19 protein-coding genes are annotated in these 17,806 nt (G+C 58.6%); 14 read left to right on the top strand and 5 right to left on the bottom strand.

Annotated features, from left to right (window positions below):
• Window positions 1-19 precede the first annotated feature (19 nt).
• From AC3IUA_RS25495 to AC3IUA_RS25485, 3 genes are all read right to left on the bottom strand, one after another.
• Window positions 20-751, bottom strand: a complete 732-nt coding sequence (locus AC3IUA_RS25495) for a GntR family transcriptional regulator (RefSeq protein ID WP_489357608.1) — start codon at window positions 749-751, stop codon at window positions 20-22.
• Window positions 752-1,021: 270 nt separating this feature from the next.
• Window positions 1,022-1,525: a L,D-transpeptidase family protein gene (locus tag AC3IUA_RS25490; protein ID WP_489357607.1), complete on the bottom strand. Its 504-nt coding sequence runs from the start codon at window positions 1,523-1,525 to the stop codon at window positions 1,022-1,024.
• A gap of 46 nt (window positions 1,526-1,571) precedes the next feature.
• A complete protein-coding gene (locus AC3IUA_RS25485; RefSeq protein ID WP_489357606.1) occupies window positions 1,572-2,123 on the bottom strand; it encodes an NUDIX hydrolase in 552 nt (183 codons plus the stop codon).
• A 147-nt stretch (window positions 2,124-2,270) separates the two neighbouring features.
• Here AC3IUA_RS25485 and AC3IUA_RS25480 point away from each other — a divergent pair, with 147 nt between their 5' ends.
• From AC3IUA_RS25480 to purT, 4 genes are all read left to right on the top strand, one after another.
• Window positions 2,271-2,870 (top strand): CoA pyrophosphatase, encoded by a 600-nt coding sequence (locus AC3IUA_RS25480; RefSeq protein WP_489357605.1) that lies wholly within the window; start codon window positions 2,271-2,273, stop codon window positions 2,868-2,870.
• Between the two features lie 55 nt (window positions 2,871-2,925).
• Window positions 2,926-3,450, top strand: a complete 525-nt coding sequence (locus tag AC3IUA_RS25475) for a gamma carbonic anhydrase family protein (RefSeq protein WP_150801947.1) — start codon at window positions 2,926-2,928, stop codon at window positions 3,448-3,450.
• Window positions 3,447-3,662 (top strand): DUF1289 domain-containing protein, encoded by a 216-nt coding sequence (locus AC3IUA_RS25470; RefSeq protein ID WP_489357604.1) that lies wholly within the window; start codon window positions 3,447-3,449, stop codon window positions 3,660-3,662. Before AC3IUA_RS25475 ends, AC3IUA_RS25470 begins: the two co-directional genes overlap by 4 nt.
• A 140-nt stretch (window positions 3,663-3,802) precedes the next feature.
• Window positions 3,803-4,984, top strand: a complete 1,182-nt coding sequence (gene purT, locus AC3IUA_RS25465) for a formate-dependent phosphoribosylglycinamide formyltransferase (protein ID WP_489357603.1) — start codon at window positions 3,803-3,805, stop codon at window positions 4,982-4,984.
• A 359-nt stretch (window positions 4,985-5,343) separates the two neighbouring features.
• Here purT and AC3IUA_RS25460 read toward each other — a convergent pair whose 3' ends face one another.
• A complete protein-coding gene (locus tag AC3IUA_RS25460) occupies window positions 5,344-6,621 on the bottom strand; it encodes an HlyC/CorC family transporter (RefSeq protein WP_489357602.1) in 1,278 nt (425 codons plus the stop codon).
• 12 nt (window positions 6,622-6,633) lie between these two features.
• Window positions 6,634-7,446 carry a cytochrome C assembly family protein gene (locus AC3IUA_RS25455; protein ID WP_489357601.1) on the bottom strand — a complete coding sequence of 271 codons (813 nt, stop codon included), beginning with the start codon at window positions 7,444-7,446 and terminating at the stop codon, window positions 6,634-6,636.
• A 210-nt stretch (window positions 7,447-7,656) separates the two neighbouring features.
• On the opposite strand from AC3IUA_RS25455, the gene ffh reads away from it, so the two are divergent.
• The 10 genes from ffh to AC3IUA_RS25405 all read left to right on the top strand — a co-directional run bounded on the left by ffh (window position 7,657) and on the right by AC3IUA_RS25405 (window position 17,783).
• Complete coding sequence (ffh, locus tag AC3IUA_RS25450; protein ID WP_489357600.1) at window positions 7,657-9,033, top strand: signal recognition particle protein; 1,377 nt, start codon at window positions 7,657-7,659, stop codon at window positions 9,031-9,033.
• 250 nt (window positions 9,034-9,283) lie between these two features.
• Window positions 9,284-9,535 (top strand): 30S ribosomal protein S16, encoded by a 252-nt coding sequence (gene rpsP, locus AC3IUA_RS25445; protein ID WP_262114813.1) that lies wholly within the window; start codon window positions 9,284-9,286, stop codon window positions 9,533-9,535.
• 5 nt (window positions 9,536-9,540) lie between these two features.
• Window positions 9,541-10,080 carry a ribosome maturation factor RimM gene (rimM, locus tag AC3IUA_RS25440; protein ID WP_489357599.1) on the top strand — a complete coding sequence of 180 codons (540 nt, stop codon included), beginning with the start codon at window positions 9,541-9,543 and terminating at the stop codon, window positions 10,078-10,080.
• Window positions 10,062-10,835, top strand: coding sequence for a tRNA (guanosine(37)-N1)-methyltransferase TrmD (gene trmD, locus AC3IUA_RS25435; protein WP_489357598.1), 774 nt, complete (start codon window positions 10,062-10,064; stop codon window positions 10,833-10,835). The genes rimM and trmD overlap by 19 nt, the downstream gene beginning before the upstream one ends.
• Before the next feature lie 45 nt (window positions 10,836-10,880).
• Window positions 10,881-11,231 carry a 50S ribosomal protein L19 gene (gene rplS / locus AC3IUA_RS25430; RefSeq protein WP_003175895.1) on the top strand — a complete coding sequence of 117 codons (351 nt, stop codon included), beginning with the start codon at window positions 10,881-10,883 and terminating at the stop codon, window positions 11,229-11,231.
• A 280-nt stretch (window positions 11,232-11,511) separates the two neighbouring features.
• The gene (xerD, locus tag AC3IUA_RS25425) at window positions 11,512-12,408 is read left to right on the top strand and encodes a site-specific tyrosine recombinase XerD (RefSeq protein WP_489357597.1); all 897 of its coding nucleotides are present in this window, start codon (window positions 11,512-11,514) and stop codon (window positions 12,406-12,408) included.
• Between the two features lie 247 nt (window positions 12,409-12,655).
• Window positions 12,656-13,387, top strand: a complete 732-nt coding sequence (locus tag AC3IUA_RS25420) for a thioredoxin fold domain-containing protein (RefSeq protein ID WP_489357596.1) — start codon at window positions 12,656-12,658, stop codon at window positions 13,385-13,387.
• Between the two features lie 135 nt (window positions 13,388-13,522).
• A complete protein-coding gene (locus AC3IUA_RS25415) occupies window positions 13,523-14,827 on the top strand; it encodes a homoserine dehydrogenase (protein ID WP_489357595.1) in 1,305 nt (434 codons plus the stop codon).
• Between the two features lie 66 nt (window positions 14,828-14,893).
• The gene (thrC, locus tag AC3IUA_RS25410; RefSeq protein WP_489357594.1) at window positions 14,894-16,303 is read left to right on the top strand and encodes a threonine synthase; all 1,410 of its coding nucleotides are present in this window, start codon (window positions 14,894-14,896) and stop codon (window positions 16,301-16,303) included.
• Between the two features lie 118 nt (window positions 16,304-16,421).
• The gene (locus AC3IUA_RS25405) at window positions 16,422-17,783 is read left to right on the top strand and encodes a transporter substrate-binding domain-containing protein (RefSeq protein ID WP_489362478.1); all 1,362 of its coding nucleotides are present in this window, start codon (window positions 16,422-16,424) and stop codon (window positions 17,781-17,783) included.
• The last annotated feature ends 23 nt before the right edge of the window (window positions 17,784-17,806 follow it).

Below are 17,806 nucleotides of genomic sequence, written 5' to 3'. Positions count from 1 at the left end.
GACGTTGGCGACGCCGCTCTTAGCGTCGAAGCTCGGCAACAAAGTCGTAGTAGTCGTTGCGGCAATAGGTGTCGGTGACTTCGATCGGGGTGTTGTCTTCGAGGTAGCCGACCCGGGTCATCAGCAACATGGCGGTGCCGGGGGCGATGCCGACCAGCGCGGCGAACTCGTCCGAGGCGTTGATCGCCTGGATGTGTTGCAGAGCGCGGACCACCGGTTTGCCAATGCCGTCGAGGTATTCGTAGAGCGAATCACCCACCGCTTGCGGCTGCGGGATGATCGAGGCGGGCAGGGTGCTCATCTCGATGGCCATCACCGTGTCGTCGGCTTTGCGCAGGCGTTTGAGGCGCGCGACCTTGGCGCTCGGCGACAGCGCCAGACGGATCAGTTCTTCATGGGTTGGCGCAGTGATTTCCCGCTCCAGCCATTGCGAACCCGGGACGAAGCCTTTGAGGCGCAACATTTCACTGAAGCTGGACAGGCGCGACAGTGGCTGCTCGATGCGTGGGGTGATGAAGGTTCCGGAGCCCTGGCTGCGGCGAATCAGGCCTTGCTCGAACAGTACTTCCAGGGCCTTGCGCGCCGTTACCCGAGAGATGCCCAGCAGATCGCTGAGAGTGCGCTCCGAGGGCATTGCCTGCTCGGCTTTCCATTGGCCAGCGTGGATCGCGGCTTCCAGATTGCGGGCCAGTTGCAGGTACAGCGGCGTTGGCTGGGTTTCGTCAGGGCGCAGGGCCAGGATGTGATTCATGTGATAGGTGTCCGATGCGGATAGGAGTGTTGTCGCCCGGTAGTCAGTGAAAATTAATACCACTTGAATACCATGTCAATGCCAGTACTTTGCTGCGCACGGCACAATGCAAGCCACTAAAGGGTGCAGCGGCGATAGACGGTTTAAAGTGGTATTGGGGGGGTGAAGCAGAAAAGCAAAGATCGCAGCCTGCGGCAGCTCCTACGGGGTGAAGTGGTATTCAATCCGTAGGAGCTGCCGCAGGCTGCGATCTTTTGATCTTTTTTTTTATTACGGCCGAATTTCGATCATCGTGCCGTCCGGGACCAGGTTCCAGACTTCGCGCATGTCGATATTGCGCATGGCGATGCAACCGTCGGTCCAGTCCAGGGTGTGGAAGAAGTGTTCCGGGTTGTCCTCGGTATCGGGAGTGCCGTGGATCATGATCATTCCGCCTGGCTCTACCCCTTCACGGCGGGCACGGGCCGAATCGCTGATATTGGGGTAGGAAATGTGCATGGCCAGATTGAAGCGGTCACTGACCTTGCGCCAGTCCAGCCAATAGAGGCCTTCGGGGGTGCGCTTGTCGCCTTCCATGAGCTTCGCGCCCCTGGGTTGTTTGCCCAGGGAAATGCGATAGGACTTGAACGGCTTGCCGTTGTTGATCAGTTGCAGTTGATGGGCTGATTTGATGATCAGCACTTTTTCGATGAGCCTGCCGTCCAGGGGATCCGCCGTGGAGGCCTGGGATACAGCAATGAAAGACAGGCAGAAGAGGGCAAGCAACCAGCGCATTGAAACGATATCCCTAAGAGTACGAGGTGCCGCGTACGTTTTTTGTTTATGTGATCGCAGGTTGAGCGAGTGGTGGAATCGACTCGGACCGGACAGGAAAAACCTCTGTCTTGCGGTCAGCGTAATAGCATTCTAATGTACGCCCGACCGTGCGGAAAGCCAGCTCGGACCAAGGGATGTCGGCTTCTTCGAAAAGCCGCACTTCCAGGCTTTCCTGGCCAACGGCAAAGTCCAGGTCCGCCAGTTCTGCGCGAAAGAACACATGCACCTGGCTGATATGCGGCACATCGATCAGGGTGTAGATGCTCAGGTTGCGCACCCGCGCGCAGGCTTCCTCGAAGGTCTCGCGGATCGCCGCCTGCTCTATGGTTTCCCCGTTCTCCATGAAGCCTGCCGGCAAGGTCCAGTAGCCGCGCCGCGGTTCGATGGCCCGGCGGCAGAGCAGCACCTGAGTGCCCCAGACCGGCAGGCAGCCGGCGACGATATTGGGGTTCTGGTAATGGATGGTCTGGCAGTGATCGCAGACGAAACGCAGGCGTGAATCGCCCTCGGGAATGCGCTGGGTGACCGGGTTGCCGCAGTGGCTGCAGAATTTCATGCTGGGTTTCCGTGGAGGCTGGACCTATCTTGGCGTGAGAGGCCCGTTGTCGGCAAGTTGTCGTTAAGCGACATGCCATGGATCGGGGGTTGGGCGAGGGATTTCTTTGGTGCATGATGCGAGGTAGCCAACAGATCGAGATGACTCATGCTGGACGAGCTGCTTCATCGTGTAAGCAACCACACCCCGCGAACGCTGGAGACCGATCTACGTTTTCCCGAAGCGGCGGTGCTGGTGCCGATCACCCGCAGTGACGAGCCGGAGCTGGTCCTGACTCTGCGTGCCAGCGGGCTTTCGACCCATGGCGGCGAGGTGGCTTTCCCGGGTGGGCGGCGTGACCCGGAAGACCCGGACCTGATTTTCACAGCGTTGCGCGAAGCCGAAGAAGAAATCGGTCTGCCGCCGGGGCTGGTGGAAGTGATCGGGCCCCTCAGTCCGCTGATCTCATTGCACGGGATCAAGGTCACGCCTTATGTCGGAGTGATTCCCGATTACGTCGAGTATCTGGCCAATGATGCGGAGATTGCCGCGGTGTTCAGCGTACCGCTGGAGTTTTTCCGTCAGGACCCGCGCGAACATACCCACAGGATCGACTACCAGGGCCGAAGTTGGTATGTCCCCAGCTACCGTTTTGGCGAGTACAAGATCTGGGGCCTGACGGCGATCATGATCGTCGAATTGATCAATCTGCTTTATGACGCGAAAATCAGCCTGCACCATCCTCCTGAAAGTTTTATCAATATTTGAAGCCATCGCTCGTATGGCATGAACCCGTGGCACCCTGAGCCTTGAGGATAACTAGATGAAATACCGCCTGGGCGACGCCCGAGTCGAAACCCATCCGCAGAGTTGGGTCGCACCCAACGCCACGCTGGTGGGCAAGGTCAAACTGGAAGAGGGCGCCAACGTCTGGTTCAACGCCGTATTGCGCGGTGACAACGAACTGATCCTGATCGGCAAGAACAGTAACGTGCAGGATGGCACCGTCATGCACACCGACATGGGCTACCCACTGACCATCGGCACCGGCGTGACCATCGGCCATAACGCCATGCTGCACGGCTGCACCGTTGGCGATTACAGCCTGATCGGGATCAATGCGGTGATCCTCAACGGGGCGAAAATCGGCAAGAACTGCATCATCGGCGCCAATTCGCTGATCGGCGAAGGCAAGGAAATCCCCGATGGTTCGCTGGTGATGGGCTCGCCGGGCAAGGTGGTCCGCGAGTTGACCGAAGCGCAGAAGAAAATGCTCGAAGCCAGCGCCGCCCACTATGTGCACAACTCCCAGCGTTATGCCCGGGATCTGGTCGAGCAGGAACAATGAGCGCGACCGAGCGACCGGTCGCCTCGCCCTGCGTGAACATTTGCGCGCTGGATGACGACGACATTTGCACCGGGTGCCAGCGAACCGTCGATGAAATCACCCGCTGGAGCCGGATGGACAACGATGAGCGCCGCAAGGTGCTGGGGTTGTGTCATGAACGGGCCAAGTCCAGCGGGTTGGTGTGGATGATCGGGGCCAAACCGAATATCTGAACATTTGTGGCGAGGGGGCTTGTCGGAATGCCGCATCGCCCCGCTCGGCCGTCCGGTTCATGTAAAATGCCGCGCTTTCTCCCCATGGGAAGCCCGCCTTGCGTGCGACCCTCGATGATCCGCTCCTTTGAGGACCTGAGATGACCCGTATCGGAACTCCATTGTCGCCAACCGCGACCCGCGTTTTGCTGTGTGGTTGCGGTGAGCTGGGCAAGGAAGTGGTAATCGAGCTGCAACGCCTGGGCGTTGAAGTGATCGCCGTGGATCGCTACGCCAACGCACCGGCCATGCAAGTGGCCCATCGCAGTCATGTGATCAACATGCTCGACGGCGCGGCGCTGCGTGCGGTGATCGAAGCGGAGAAGCCGCACTTCATCGTGCCGGAAATCGAAGCCATCGCCACCGCTACCCTGGTGGAGCTGGAGGCCGAAGGTTTTACCGTGATTCCGACTGCCCGTGCCGCTCAGTTGACCATGAACCGAGAAGGTATCCGGCGTCTGGCTGCTGAAGAGCTGGACCTGCCGACCTCGCCGTATCACTTCGCCGACACCGTCGAAGACTATCGCAAGGCAGTCGAAGACCTGGGCTTCCCGTGCGTGGTCAAGCCGGTGATGAGTTCCTCGGGCAAAGGCCAGAGCCTGCTGCGCAGCGTCGATGACGTGCAGAAGGCCTGGGATTATGCGCAAGAAGGCGGTCGTGCCGGCAAGGGCCGGGTGATCATCGAAGGTTTTATCGACTTCGATTACGAAATCACTCTACTGACTGTGCGCCATATCGGCGGCACCACCTTCTGCGCGCCGGTCGGCCACCGTCAGGAGAAGGGCGATTACCAGGAATCCTGGCAGCCGCAAGCCATGAGCCCGATTGCCTTGGCGGAATCCGAGCGGGTTGCCAAAGCGGTGACTGAAGCCTTGGGGGGGCGGGGCCTGTTCGGCGTCGAGCTGTTCATCAAGGGCGATCAGGTGTGGTTCAGCGAAGTTTCGCCTCGCCCCCATGACACCGGCCTGGTGACGCTGATTTCTCAGGACTTGTCGCAGTTCGCCCTGCATGCGCGGGCGATCCTGGGGTTGCCGATCCCGTTGATCCGTCAGTTCGGTCCATCGGCTTCGGCGGTAATTCTGGTGGAAGGGCAGTCGACCCAGACTGCTTTCGCCAACCTGGGCGCCGCATTGAGCGAGCCGGATACGGCATTGCGTCTGTTCGGCAAGCCAGAGGTGAATGGTCAACGTCGGATGGGGGTTGCGTTGGCTCGTGACGAATCGATTGAAACGGCTCGCGCGAAAGCGACTCGTGCTTCTCGGGCTGTCGTAGTAGAGCTGTAACCAAGTCGCGGCCATCAGGAGCAAGCTTGCTCCCACACTGGATCTTTTGTGGACACACTATTTGTGACCACCACAGATTAGTGTGGGAGCGAGCTTGCTCGCGATGCGATCTGTCAGGCGACTCGATTCAAATCGGTTTGACGCGCTGCGACTCGAGATCGGAGTCGGCACCGGGCAGGTGCGGGCAGTGCGGGGCCGGATGTCGCTGAGTGCGGGTAGCACGCGGTTTGGCGGGGCTGGGTAAGCGCCTGGATTATAGGAAGGGAGCTATCGATCAAACAAGAGGATATGTAGCAGCTGCCGAGCCTGCGAGGCTGCGTTCGACTCGGGCCGCGTTCGGACGAAGTGGTCGTCGTTGGTTAAGCGCGATTTAACGGATACGGCGCGGTCGAACGCAGGCTCGCGGACTCGCCAGCTGCTACATGCCAGATCAACACACGGCTGACCCGGTTGTCTTCGGTTTCGAGGATTTCCAGGCGATAGCGACCGATCTTCAGGCAGACCGCACTCTCCGGGATGGTTTCCAGTGCTTCGGTAACCAGTCCATTGAGGGTTTTCGGGCCGTCGCTGGGCAGGTGCCAGCCGAGACTCTTGTTCAATTCGCGGATCGAGGCGGCGCCGTCGATCATCAGTCGGCCGTCGGGCTGAGGGTGAATATGCGGGTTGTCGAGGCTTTGCTGACTTTCGAACTCGCCGACGATTTCTTCGAGAATCTCTTCGAGGGTAACGATGCCGAGCACCTCGCCATACTCGTCAACCACCATGCCCAGGCGTCGCTGTTGTTTGTGGAAGTTTAACAATTGCAGCTGCAGCGGAGTGCTTTCCGGAACGAAGTACGGTTCGTGGCAAGCTGCTAGCAAGGCCTCCTTGGTGAGGCTCGCATCGGGCAACAGATGGCGAATCTGCCGGGTATTGAGCACCGCCTCAACCTGATTGATATCGCTGTGGAACACCGGCAGGCGGGTACGGTTGGAGTTCTTCAGCTGGTCGATGATCTCTTCGATCGGGTCGTCCAGATTGATCCCGTCGACTTCACTGCGCGGTACCAGGATGTCATTGACCGTGATGTTGTCCAGCGCATGAATGCCGGACAGCAGGTGCGGGCGGAAGGCGGGCTGCTCTTGCTCTGGTCCCTGGTCGTGGGTTGGCGCTGACTCGTCGTCGCTTTGCTTGACGCTGGACGGTCTGGCGCTCAGCTGGCGCAGGAACAATTGGGCGATGCCGTTGAGCAGCCAGGCGGCGGGATAGAGGATCTTCAGCGGCACGCCGAGCAGGGCATTGCCCATGCCCAGGATCGCTTCGGGATAGCGCGTGGCCAGGGTGCGCGGCAGGTAGTCGGCAAAGACCAGCAGGGCGCAGGTAGCGCTGAGGCAGGCCAGCCACGGTCCGTTTTCCTGCCAGTAAGTCAGGGCCAGCAACGTGCCAATGATTACTGTCAGGACCCGGCACAGGGTGTTGCACAGAATCAGGCTCTCACGCGGGAAGTTCAGCCTGGCCAGCGGCTTGTCGCTCGAGCGCGAGGCAGTGCGCTGCGCCAGCAGGTGCTGTTGAGCGACTTCGATGGCGGTAAACAAGCCTGACCATAGAATCAGCAGGGCCAGTACAGCGAGCATCGGCCCGAGGGGCAAGTTATCCATGGTTACGGCCCGTCAGACATGCAGGATGTATTCGCGGACCAGCTTGCTGCCGAAATACGCCAGCATCAGCAGGCAGAAACCGGCAAGGGTCCAGCGAATGGCCTTGTGTCCGCGCCAGCCGAGGCGGTTGCGGCCCCACAGCAGCACGCTGAAGACGATCCAGGCCAGGAATGCCAGCAGGGTTTTGTGGACCAGGTGCTGGGCAAACAGGTTCTCGACGAACAGCCAACCGGAAATCAGCGACAGCGACAGCAGCGTCCAGCCGGCCCAGAGGAAGCCGAACAACAGGCTTTCCATGGTTTGCAACGGCGGGAAGTTCTTGATCAGGCCGGACGGATGCTTGTGCTTGAGCTGGTGATCCTGGATCAGCAGCAGCAAGGCCTGGAACACCGCGATGGTGAACATGCCATAGGCCAGGATTGAGAGCAGGATGTGCGCCAGGATCCCCGGTGCCTCATCGATCACCTGCACCGTGCCCGACGGCGCGAATTGCGCGAGCAACACCGTGGCCAGCCCTAGCGGGAACAGCAACAACAGCAGGTTTTCCACCGGAATCCGCGAGCAGGCCAGCAGCGTCAGGGCTATCACCGCGACGGCAATCAGGCTGGCAGCGCTGAAAAAGTCCAGGCCCAGGCCGATCGGAGTCATCAGATGGTTGAAAAGGCTGGCGCTATGGGTCAGCACGGCGAGGACGCCGAGCGTGACCAGCAGGCGTTTGTTCGCCTTGGCGCCTATGGCCAGACGAGAGCCTTGATAGAGGGTCGCAGCGGCATATAAGCAGGCGGCGGCGAGGGCGGTTAGCAAGCTGGGTGACAAGGGGAGCATAAATCCTGTTAGGCAAGCCCGGAAGGCATTGAGTTTGGCATAGAACCCACATGACACGAAAGACCACAGAACCAGACAGCGAGGTGTCCGCCGGCCCCAGTCTTCGCTATAATCCGCGACCTGCCCACGCCGCAGGCTCGCCGAGCATACGTTTTTCACGGGCTGGGCCGCCATTACCTCGGTCTACTATAGGGCCTGAAAGGATCGCGCATGTTTGAAAACCTGACTGACCGTCTCTCGCAGACGCTGCGCCATGTCACCGGCAAGGCCAAGCTGACCGAGGACAATATCAAAGACACCCTGCGTGAAGTGCGCATGGCGTTGCTCGAAGCCGACGTCGCCTTGCCGGTGGTCAAAGACTTCGTCCATGCGGTCAAGGAGCGCGCTGTCGGCACCGAGGTGTCGCGCAGCCTGACGCCGGGCCAGGCCTTCGTGAAGATCGTTCAGGCCGAACTCGAAAGCCTGATGGGCGCGGCCAACGAAGACCTGAATCTGAGCGCTGTGCCGCCAGCCGTGGTGTTGATGGCCGGTCTGCAAGGTGCGGGTAAAACCACTACCGTCGGCAAACTTGCGCGTTTCCTTAAAGAGCGCAAGAAGAAGAGCGTGATGGTGGTATCGGCGGACGTCTACCGTCCGGCGGCAATCAAGCAGCTGGAAATGCTCGCCGGTGAAGTTGGCATAACCTTCTTCCCGTCCGATCTGAGCCAGAAGCCGGTGGCGATCGCTGAAGCGGCGATCAAGGAAGCCCGACTCAAATTCATCGACGTGGTAATCGTCGATACCGCTGGTCGTCTGCACATCGATGCCGAGATGATGGGCGAGATCCAGGCCCTGCACGCGGCGATCAAGCCGGTCGAAACGCTGTTCGTGGTCGATGCCATGACTGGCCAGGATGCCGCCAACACCGCCAAGGCCTTTGGCGATGCGTTGCCGCTGACAGGTGTGATCCTGACCAAGGTCGACGGTGATGCCCGTGGTGGTGCCGCGCTGTCGGTTCGCGCAATCACCGGCAAGCCGATCAAGTTCATCGGTATGGGCGAGAAGAGCGATGCGCTCGAGCCGTTCCACCCAGAGCGGATCGCTTCGCGTATTCTTGGCATGGGTGACGTGCTCAGCCTTATCGAACAGGCTGAACAGACCCTCGATAAAGACAAAGCCGACAAGCTTGCCAAGAAGCTGAAGAAAGGTAAGGGCTTCGATCTCGAAGACTTCCGCGATCAACTGCAACAAATGAAGAATATGGGCGGCCTCGGCGGCCTGATGGACAAGCTGCCGAACATCGGCGGAGTGAATCTGGCGCAGATGGGCAATGCCCAGGGCGCGGCAGAGAAGCAGTTCAAACAGATGGAGGCCATCATCAACTCCATGACCCCGGCCGAGCGCCGCGACCCTGAGCTGATCAGCGGTTCGCGCAAACGTCGGATCGCCATGGGTTCCGGTACTCAGGTGCAGGACATCGGTCGCTTGATCAAGCAGCACAAGCAGATGCAGAAGATGATGAAGAAATTCTCCGCCAAAGGCGGAATGGCGAAAATGATGCGCGGCATGGGCGGAATGTTGCCCGGCGGCGGTATGCCGAAAAGATAAAAGTTTCGCGTCGACAGTCATGTCGGCGCAGCCCCACACGGACGTGGGATCTCCAGCAAACCCGCGCTTGGCGGGAGCTGACCTGCCGTTGTTCGCAACGGCTCTATAGCAAATCTTGATGGCATGCCGATAGGCGCCGGAAAAAGACATTTGCAAAAGTCCGGATATTCCTTAGAATATGCGGCCTTTCGGGCACCTATGCCCGCTGTGCATTTAGATTTGCAGCACCGACTACAGGAACGATGTTCACATGCTAACAATCCGTCTTGCCCTTGGCGGCTCCAAAAAGCGCCCGTTTTACCACTTGACCGTGACCGACAGCCGTAACCCACGCGACGGTTCGCACAAAGAACAAGTTGGTTTCTTCAACCCGATCGCTCGTGGTCAAGAAGTCCGCCTGTCCGTGAACCAAGAGCGCGTAGCCTACTGGCTGAGCGTTGGTGCACAACCTTCTGAGCGTGTTGCTCAGTTGTTGAAGGACGCTGCTAAGGCTGCGGCCTGAGCAATATGAACGCGACGCCTGCTATTGCTGATGATTTGATCGTTATCGGCAAGATTTACTCTATCCATGGCGTTCGCGGCGAAGTGAAGGTCTTTTCCTTTACTGATCCAATTGCAAACCTGTTGGATTACAAGACCTGGACGCTCAAGCGTGATGGCGATGTACGACAGGTAGAGCTGGTCAGCGGCCGCGTACAAGGCGGCAAGTTTCTGGTCACAAAGCTCAAGGGTCTCGATGACCGTGAAGAAGCTCGTCTTCTGGCCGGTTTTGAAATCTGCGTGCCGCGTAACCTGTTTCCTGATCTGACCGACGGCGAGTACTACTGGTACCAGCTGGAAGGCCTCAAGGTTATTGACCAACTCGGGCAATTGCTCGGGAAAATCGATCACCTGCTGGAGACCGGCTCGAATGATGTAATGGTGGTCAAGCCTTGCGCTGGCAGCCTGGATGATCGCGAACGCCTGTTGCCCTATACCGAGCAATGCGTGTTGGCCGTCGACCTGGCAGCGGGCGAGATGAAGGTGGAATGGGATGCGGACTTCTAAGCGTGGCTAATTTGCGCGTAGAAGTGATCAGTTTGTTTCCCGAGATGTTCTCTGCCATCAGCGACTACGGCATCACCAGTCGTGCGGTGAAACAGGGGCTCTTGCAGCTCACCTGTTGGAATCCGCGAGACTACACGACGGATCGACATCACACTGTGGACGATCGCCCATTTGGCGGTGGTCCGGGCATGGTGATGAAGATCAAGCCCCTGGAAGATGCTCTGGTTCAGGCCAGGCAGGCAGCCGGGGAGGCGGCGAAGGTAATTTACTTGTCGCCCCAAGGCCGTCAACTGACTCAGTCGGCGGTGCGCGAGTTGGCGAATGAGGAAGCATTAATCCTGATTGCCGGCCGCTATGAAGGCATTGACGAGCGTTTTATTGAAGCTCATGTCGATGAAGAGTGGTCGATTGGGGACTATGTTCTGTCTGGCGGCGAGCTGCCGGCGATGGTCCTGATAGATGCGGTTACACGACTGCTGCCTGGAGCTTTAGGGCATGCGGACTCCGCCGAGGAAGATTCCTTCACGGATGGTCTGCTGGATTGCCCGCATTACACCCGACCGGAGGTGTATGCGGATCAGCGTGTTCCCGACGTGTTGCTTAGTGGCAACCACGCACACATCCGGCGTTGGCGTTTACAGCAGTCCCTTGGGCGGACCTTTGAACGACGCGCCGATCTTCTGGAAAGCCGCTCGCTTTCTGGAGAAGAGAAGAAGCTGCTCGAGGAATACATCCGCGAGCGGGACGATAGTTAACAACGTATCGATGGTAGATCCGACGATTTACCTTAGGAGCACAGCATGACTAACAAAATCATTCTTGCACTCGAAGCAGAGCAGATGACCAAAGAGATCCCTACCTTTGCCCCGGGCGACACTATTGTCGTTCAGGTGAAAGTGAAGGAAGGCGACCGTTCGCGTCTGCAAGCGTTCGAAGGCGTAGTAATCGCCAAGCGTAACCGTGGTGTGAACAGTGCTTTCACCGTTCGTAAAATCTCCAACGGTGTTGGCGTAGAGCGTACTTTCCAGACCTACAGCCCGCAAATCGACAGCATGGCCGTTAAACGTCGCGGTGACGTACGTAAAGCCAAGCTGTACTACCTGCGTGACCTGTCCGGTAAAGCAGCTCGCATCAAGGAAAAACTGGCTTAAGTCCAGCTTTTCGATGCAAAAAAAAAAGCAGCCTGCGGGCTGCTTTTTTGTTGCCCGTTTTTTGTCTTTTTCGATCACTGCGCCGACCGTGTTCACTCGTTGTTGCGCCGATCCCCCCGTAGGAGCTGCCGCAGGCTGCGATCTTTTGATCTTGGGGCCGGACGATTTTTTGGGGGGGCTCCCTGTTCCTTGAAACAACTGGCTATGAAAGACTAGAGCCCATCGACCCGATCCACTGTCTCTTCACGCGCGGCCTTGAGCTTGCGAATCCTGAGTGCTCATGCCTGCCATCGACCATCCCCTGATAGATCAGTTTCTCGATGCCTTATGGCTGGAAAAAGGCCTGGCCGAAAATACCCGCAATGCCTATCGCAGTGATCTTGCGCTGTTCAACGGCTGGCTGCAGGAGCAGGGCCTGGAGTTGATCAATGCCGGCCGCGAGCTGATCCTCGATCACCTGGCCTGGCGTCTTGAGCAAGCCTATAAGCCACGTTCCACCGCGCGTTTTCTCTCGGGTGTGCGTGGCTTTTATCGGTACTTGCTGCGGGAGAAGCTGATTGCGCTCGATCCAACCTTGCAGATCGATATGCCACAACTCGGCAGGCCGTTGCCCAAATCCTTGTCTGAGGCCGATGTCGAAGCGCTGCTGACGGCACCAGACCTGAGTGAGGCCATCGGTCAGCGTGATCGTGCCATGCTCGAAGTGCTGTATGCCTGTGGCCTGCGGGTGACCGAACTGATCAGCCTGACCCTGGAGCAGGTCAATCTGCGCCAGGGCGTGCTGCGGGTGATGGGCAAGGGTAGCAAGGAGCGGCTGGTGCCGATGGGCGAGGAGGCGATCGTCTGGGTCGAGCGTTACATGCGCGACGCCCGCCACGAACTGCTGGGCGGGCGCCCCAGCGATGTGCTGTTTCCCAGCCTGCGTGGCGATCAGATGACCCGGCAAACGTTCTGGCACCGCATCAAGCACCAGGCGAAAGTCGCCGGGATCGGCAAGTCCTTGTCCCCGCATACCTTGCGCCATGCCTTTGCCACCCATCTGCTCAATCACGGTGCCGACCTGCGGGTGGTGCAGATGCTGCTCGGCCACAGCGATCTCTCGACTACGCAGATCTACACCCATGTGGCACGTGCCCGCTTGCAAGACCTGCACGCCAAACACCATCCGCGCGGTTGACCGTGTCCTCTTGTGTGAGCGAGCCTGCTCGCGAATACGGCGGCACATTCAGCATTGATGTAACTGACAGATAGCTATCGCGAACAGGCTCGCTCCCACAAAAGCTTTGTAGCTCTTGCGTCAGCCGCATTCGGCCACAGGGGCCTTATGTGGTAGGCTTTGCCGGTTTGTACAGTGGGCGGCTGAACCCCCGATGTTTCAGTACCGGCGTTCCAGTCGTTCCATTTGTCCGCCTTCAGGAGTTCCCATGCGCGTGACCCAGATTTTCGCCGCCGCAGCCATTGCGTTGGTCAGTACCTTTGCGGTGGCCGATGACGCTGCGGAGAAAGCGATTCGCAAGAGCCTCGATAACCTGCAACTCGAAGTGCCAGTCGATACCATCAGCGCCAGTCCAGTGGCCGGTCTGTACGAAGTCAAACTCAAAGGCAGCCGCGTGCTGTATGCCAGTGCCGACGGCCAGTTCGTCATGCAGGGTTACCTGTTCCAGCTCAAGGACGGCAAACCGGTCAACCTGACCGAAAAAACCGAGCGTCTGGGCGTTTCCAAGTTGATTAATGGCATCCCTGTCGCCGAAACTGTGGTTTATCCGGCCATCGGCGAAACCAAATCGCACATCACGGTATTCACCGACACCACCTGCCCGTACTGCCACAAGCTGCATGCCGAAGTGCCTGAGCTGAACAAAATGGGTATTGAAGTGCGTTACGTCGCTTTCCCCCGTCAGGGCCTGGGTTCGCCGGGTGACGAGCAGCTGCAAGCGGTCTGGTGCTCGAAAGACAAGAAAGCGGCGATGGACAAGATGGTCGACGGCACGGAAATCAAGGCGGCCAAGTGCGCCAACCCGGTTTCCAAACAGTTCGCCATCGGTCAGTCTATTGGTGTGAACGGTACACCGGCCATCGTTTTGGCCGATGGCCAAGTGATTCCGGGCTATCAGCCTGCGCCACAAGTCGCCAAACTGGCACTGGGTGCGAAATAATCCTGCATCGTCACGCCAAGCCGTTGACGATCATGGTGCGGTGACTGCGGTCGTCGTTCCATTAATAGAGAGCCGCGCGTTGTGCGGCTGTTTCCACGGCCGACCTTGAGTCGGCCGTTTCATGGGGAGTTCACAGTGAAACCGGTCAAAGTAGGCATCTGTGGGTTAGGGACCGTCGGTGGCGGTACCTTCAACGTACTTCAGCGCAACGCCGAGGAAATTGCTCGTCGTGCCGGGCGTGGAATCGAAGTGGCACAAATTGCCATGCGCACGCCAAAGCCTCAGTTCCAAACGACCGGTATTGCGATTACCAACGATGTCTTCGAAGTGGCCACGAACCCTGAGATCGACATCGTTATAGAGCTGATGGGCGGCTACACCGTTGCCCGCGAGCTGGTACTCAAGGCCATCGAGAATGGCAAGCATGTGGTCACCGCGAACAAGGCATTGATCGCCGTTCACGGTAATGAGATTTTCGCCAAGGCCCGCGAGAAGGGTGTGATTGTGGCGTTCGAAGCGGCTGTGGCGGGTGGCATTCCGGTGATCAAGGCGATCCGTGAAGGCCTGTCCGCCAACCGCATCAACTGGGTCGCCGGGATCATCAACGGCACCGGCAACTTCATCCTCACCGAAATGCGTGAGAAGGGTCGCACTTTCGAAGACGTACTCGCCGAGGCGCAAGCCTTGGGTTACGCCGAAGCCGATCCGACCTTCGACGTCGAAGGCATCGATGCGGCCCACAAGCTGACGATCCTGGCCTCCATCGCCTTCGGCATCCCGCTGCAATTCGACAAGGCCTACACCGAAGGCATCACCAAGCTGACTACCGCCGACGTGAACTATGCCGAAGCCCTGGGCTATCGCATCAAGCACCTGGGTGTGGCGCGCAGCACTTCCAGGGGCATCGAGTTGCGGGTGCACCCGACGCTGATCCCGGCTGATCGCCTGATCGCCAACGTCAACGGCGTGATGAACGCGGTCATGGTCAACGGCGACGCCGCGGGCTCGACGCTGTTCTACGGTGCCGGTGCCGGCATGGAGCCGACGGCTTCCTCGGTGATCGCCGATCTGGTGGACGTGGTTCGCGCCATGACCTCGGACCCGGAAAACCGCGTCCCGCACCTGGCCTTCCAGCCGGACTCGCTATCGGCCCATCCGATCCTGCCGATCGAAGCCTGTGAAAGTGCTTACTACCTGCGTATCCAGGCCAAGGACCATCCGGGCGTACTGGCCCAGGTCGCGAGCATCCTGTCGGAGCGCGGCATCAACATCGAATCGATCATGCAGAAAGAAGTCGAAGAGCATGACGGTCTGGTGCCGATGATCCTGCTGACCCACCGTGTGCTGGAACAGCGCATGAATGATGCGATCGCCGCTCTGGAAGCCTTGGCAGACGTGGTCGGTCCGGTCGTACGGATCCGCGTCGAGCACCTGAACTAAGCCGTTATCGTTCACCGGGCTCGCGTGCGGGCCCGGGTTTGCGAACACTGTCTATTGGAGCCAGTCATGCGTTATATCAGTACCCGCGGCCAGGCACCGGCCCTGAATTTCGAAGAAGTCCTGCTGGCCGGTCTGGCCAGTGACGGCGGCCTTTACGTGCCGGAAAACCTGCCACGCTTCACCCAGGAAGAAATCGCCTCCTGGGCGGGCCTGCCGTACCACGAACTGGCGTTCCGGGTGATGCGCCCGTTCGTTACCGGCAGTATTCCGGATGCCGATTTCAAGAAAATTCTCGAAGAAACCTACGCCGTGTTCTCCCACGGTGCCGTGGCGCCGCTACGTCAGCTGAACGGTAACGAATGGGTGCTCGAGCTGTTCCATGGCCCGACCCTGGCGTTCAAGGACTTTGCCCTGCAACTGCTGGGTCGACTGCTGGATTACGTGCTGGAAAAACGTGGCGAGCGCGTGGTCATCATTGGCGCCACTTCCGGTGATACCGGGTCGGCGGCGATCGAAGGCTGCAAGCACTGCGAAAACGTCGACATCTTCATCCTGCACCCGCACAACCGTGTCTCCGAGGTTCAGCGTCGGCAGATGACGACCATCTTCGGCGAGAACATCCACAACATCGCCATCGATGGCAACTTCGATGACTGCCAGGAAATGGTCAAGGCCAGCTTCGCCGACCAGAGCTTCCTCAAGGGCACGCGCCTGGTCGCAGTAAACTCGATCAACTGGGCGCGGATCATGGCCCAGATCGTTTACTACTTCCATGCATCCCTGCAGCTGGGCGGTCCGGCCCGTTCGGTATCGTTCTCGGTGCCGACCGGCAACTTCGGCGATATCTTCGCCGGCTATCTGGCACGCAACATGGGCCTGCCGATCAATCAATTGATCGTCGCCACCAACCGCAACGACATCCTGCACCGTTTCATGAGCGGCAATCAGTATGTCAAGCAAACCCTGCACGCGACCCTGTCGCCGTCGATGGACATCATGGTTTCGTCGAACTTCGAGCGTCTGTTGTTCGACATGCATGGTCGTAACGGCGCTGCGCTGGCTGGCCTGATGGAAACCTTCAAGCAGGGCGGCGGTTTCAGCGTTGATGACGATCGCTGGACCGAAACACGCAAACTGTTCGATTCGCTGGCGGTTGATGATGCACAAACCTGCGAAACCATCGCTGAAGTCTTCGCCCAAAGCGGTGAGTTGCTGGACCCGCATACGGCCATCGGTGTCAAGGCTGCCCGTGAGTGCCGTCGCAGCCTGGATATTCCAATGGTGATTCTGGGAACCGCTCACCCGGTCAAGTTCCCTGAAGCCGTGGAAAAAGCCGGCGTAGGAAAAGCCCTTGAGCTACCGGCTCATCTTTCTGATTTGTTCGAGCGAGATGAACGCTGCACTGTGTTGGCCAATGACCTAAAAGCCGTACAGGCCTTTGTCAGTCAGCATGGCAACCGCGGCAAGCCTCTTTGATTGACTAGAACTGTCACATATTGAAGCCCGTCTCTGACGGGCTTTCTCATTTCTGCGTGCCACACTTGTCATAGTTTCGCCGTTGAGGGACGGGCGAATGACAGTGAAGGGAGCGGCAATGCGGTTTTTTGGAGGGTTCAAACTGGCCCTGTGCTGGTGGTTTTTTTTTGCAGCGGTGGGAGTCGGTCATCCCGCCTTGGCGGCTCACAGCGGGGCAGCGGCTCCTGAGGCCTCTATCGCGGGCAAGGCTTCCATGCTTGATGCAGCAGAGCTGGAATGGATCCGGGAACACCCTCAAGTCATAGTGGCTTCATTGCAATATCCGCTGTATCTGTTCAAGAACAAGCGCGGGCAGTGGGCCGGATTGAACAGCGATATCCTCAAGCACATTTCAGCGCTGACGGGTTTGCAGTTTATCCATGAGGAAACCTTTTCCAACGCTCAAATGCTCGGGCTGCTGGAAAATGGCAAGGCGGACATGAGTACGACCCTTGCGGTGAATGACGAGCGCAAAGCGTTTCTCGATTTCAGTCATGCCTTTGGAGGATCGGGCTGGGTCTTCGTGATCCGGGCAGACGAATCCCCATGGGTTTCCCTGGATAAACTCTCAGGGAGGGTTTTGGTGCTACCGGAACGACATGCTCTGGAGGCCAATATAAAAGCTGACTACCCGGATATTCGTCTGCGCTCGGTCAAGACCTATACCGAAGCCAGGTCCCTGGTGGAAAGTGGCGAGGCGGATGTAACCATCGAGAACGAGACGGGCGCGCATCTATATCCGCTAGGACAACTCAAGGTGGGGCGCCGTCTGGAAGGTAAATGGATGTCCGATCACCTCGCGATCCGTAAAAACCAGCCACAGTTATTGAGCATCCTCAACAAGGCGCTTGATGCGTTCACCGCCGCCGAGTTGCGCGGTATTCGCCAGAAGTGGCTGGGCGGCATTGCGCCTGCGGCACCGCTCTCCTTATGGCAGCGTGTTTCGCGCTGGGTGTGTTGGGGGGCAGTTGTCGCCATGGTGTTTGGATTGATTTCCCTGGTTTGGGATCGTCAGCTCAAGCGTCAGGTGCAACAGCGCCTCAAGGTCGAAAAACAACTCAGTGATCAGCTGGCTTTTGAACGTGTGCTGCTCAATGCCATTCCAAGTCCGGTTTTTGTCCGCGATCTGGAAGCGCGTCTGGTGATGTGCAACAAAAGCTATGAAGAGCGGTTATCGGTTCGCCAGGATCAAGTACAGGGACGCCGGTTGACAGAGGTCGATGTCTTCCCCAAGGAGATGGCCGAGCAGCTGCATGTGGAGCTCATGGAGCAGTTGAACACGCAAAGAACCAGATTCATCAATAGACAATTGAGGTTTAAAACCGGCGTTATGAACGTCTATCAGTGGACGGTTCCGTTCTACAGTGCAGAGGGGCATTTACGGGGATTGCTGGGTGGCTGGATCGATTGTAATGAGCGCAAAGGGCCTGGCACCGATTGACGGCGGGCCAGCTGTTTTATCTC

The sequence above is a fragment of the Pseudomonas sp. KH_050 genome (assembly GCF_057838875.1).
This window is presented reverse-complemented; position numbering and strand designations above follow the sequence as displayed.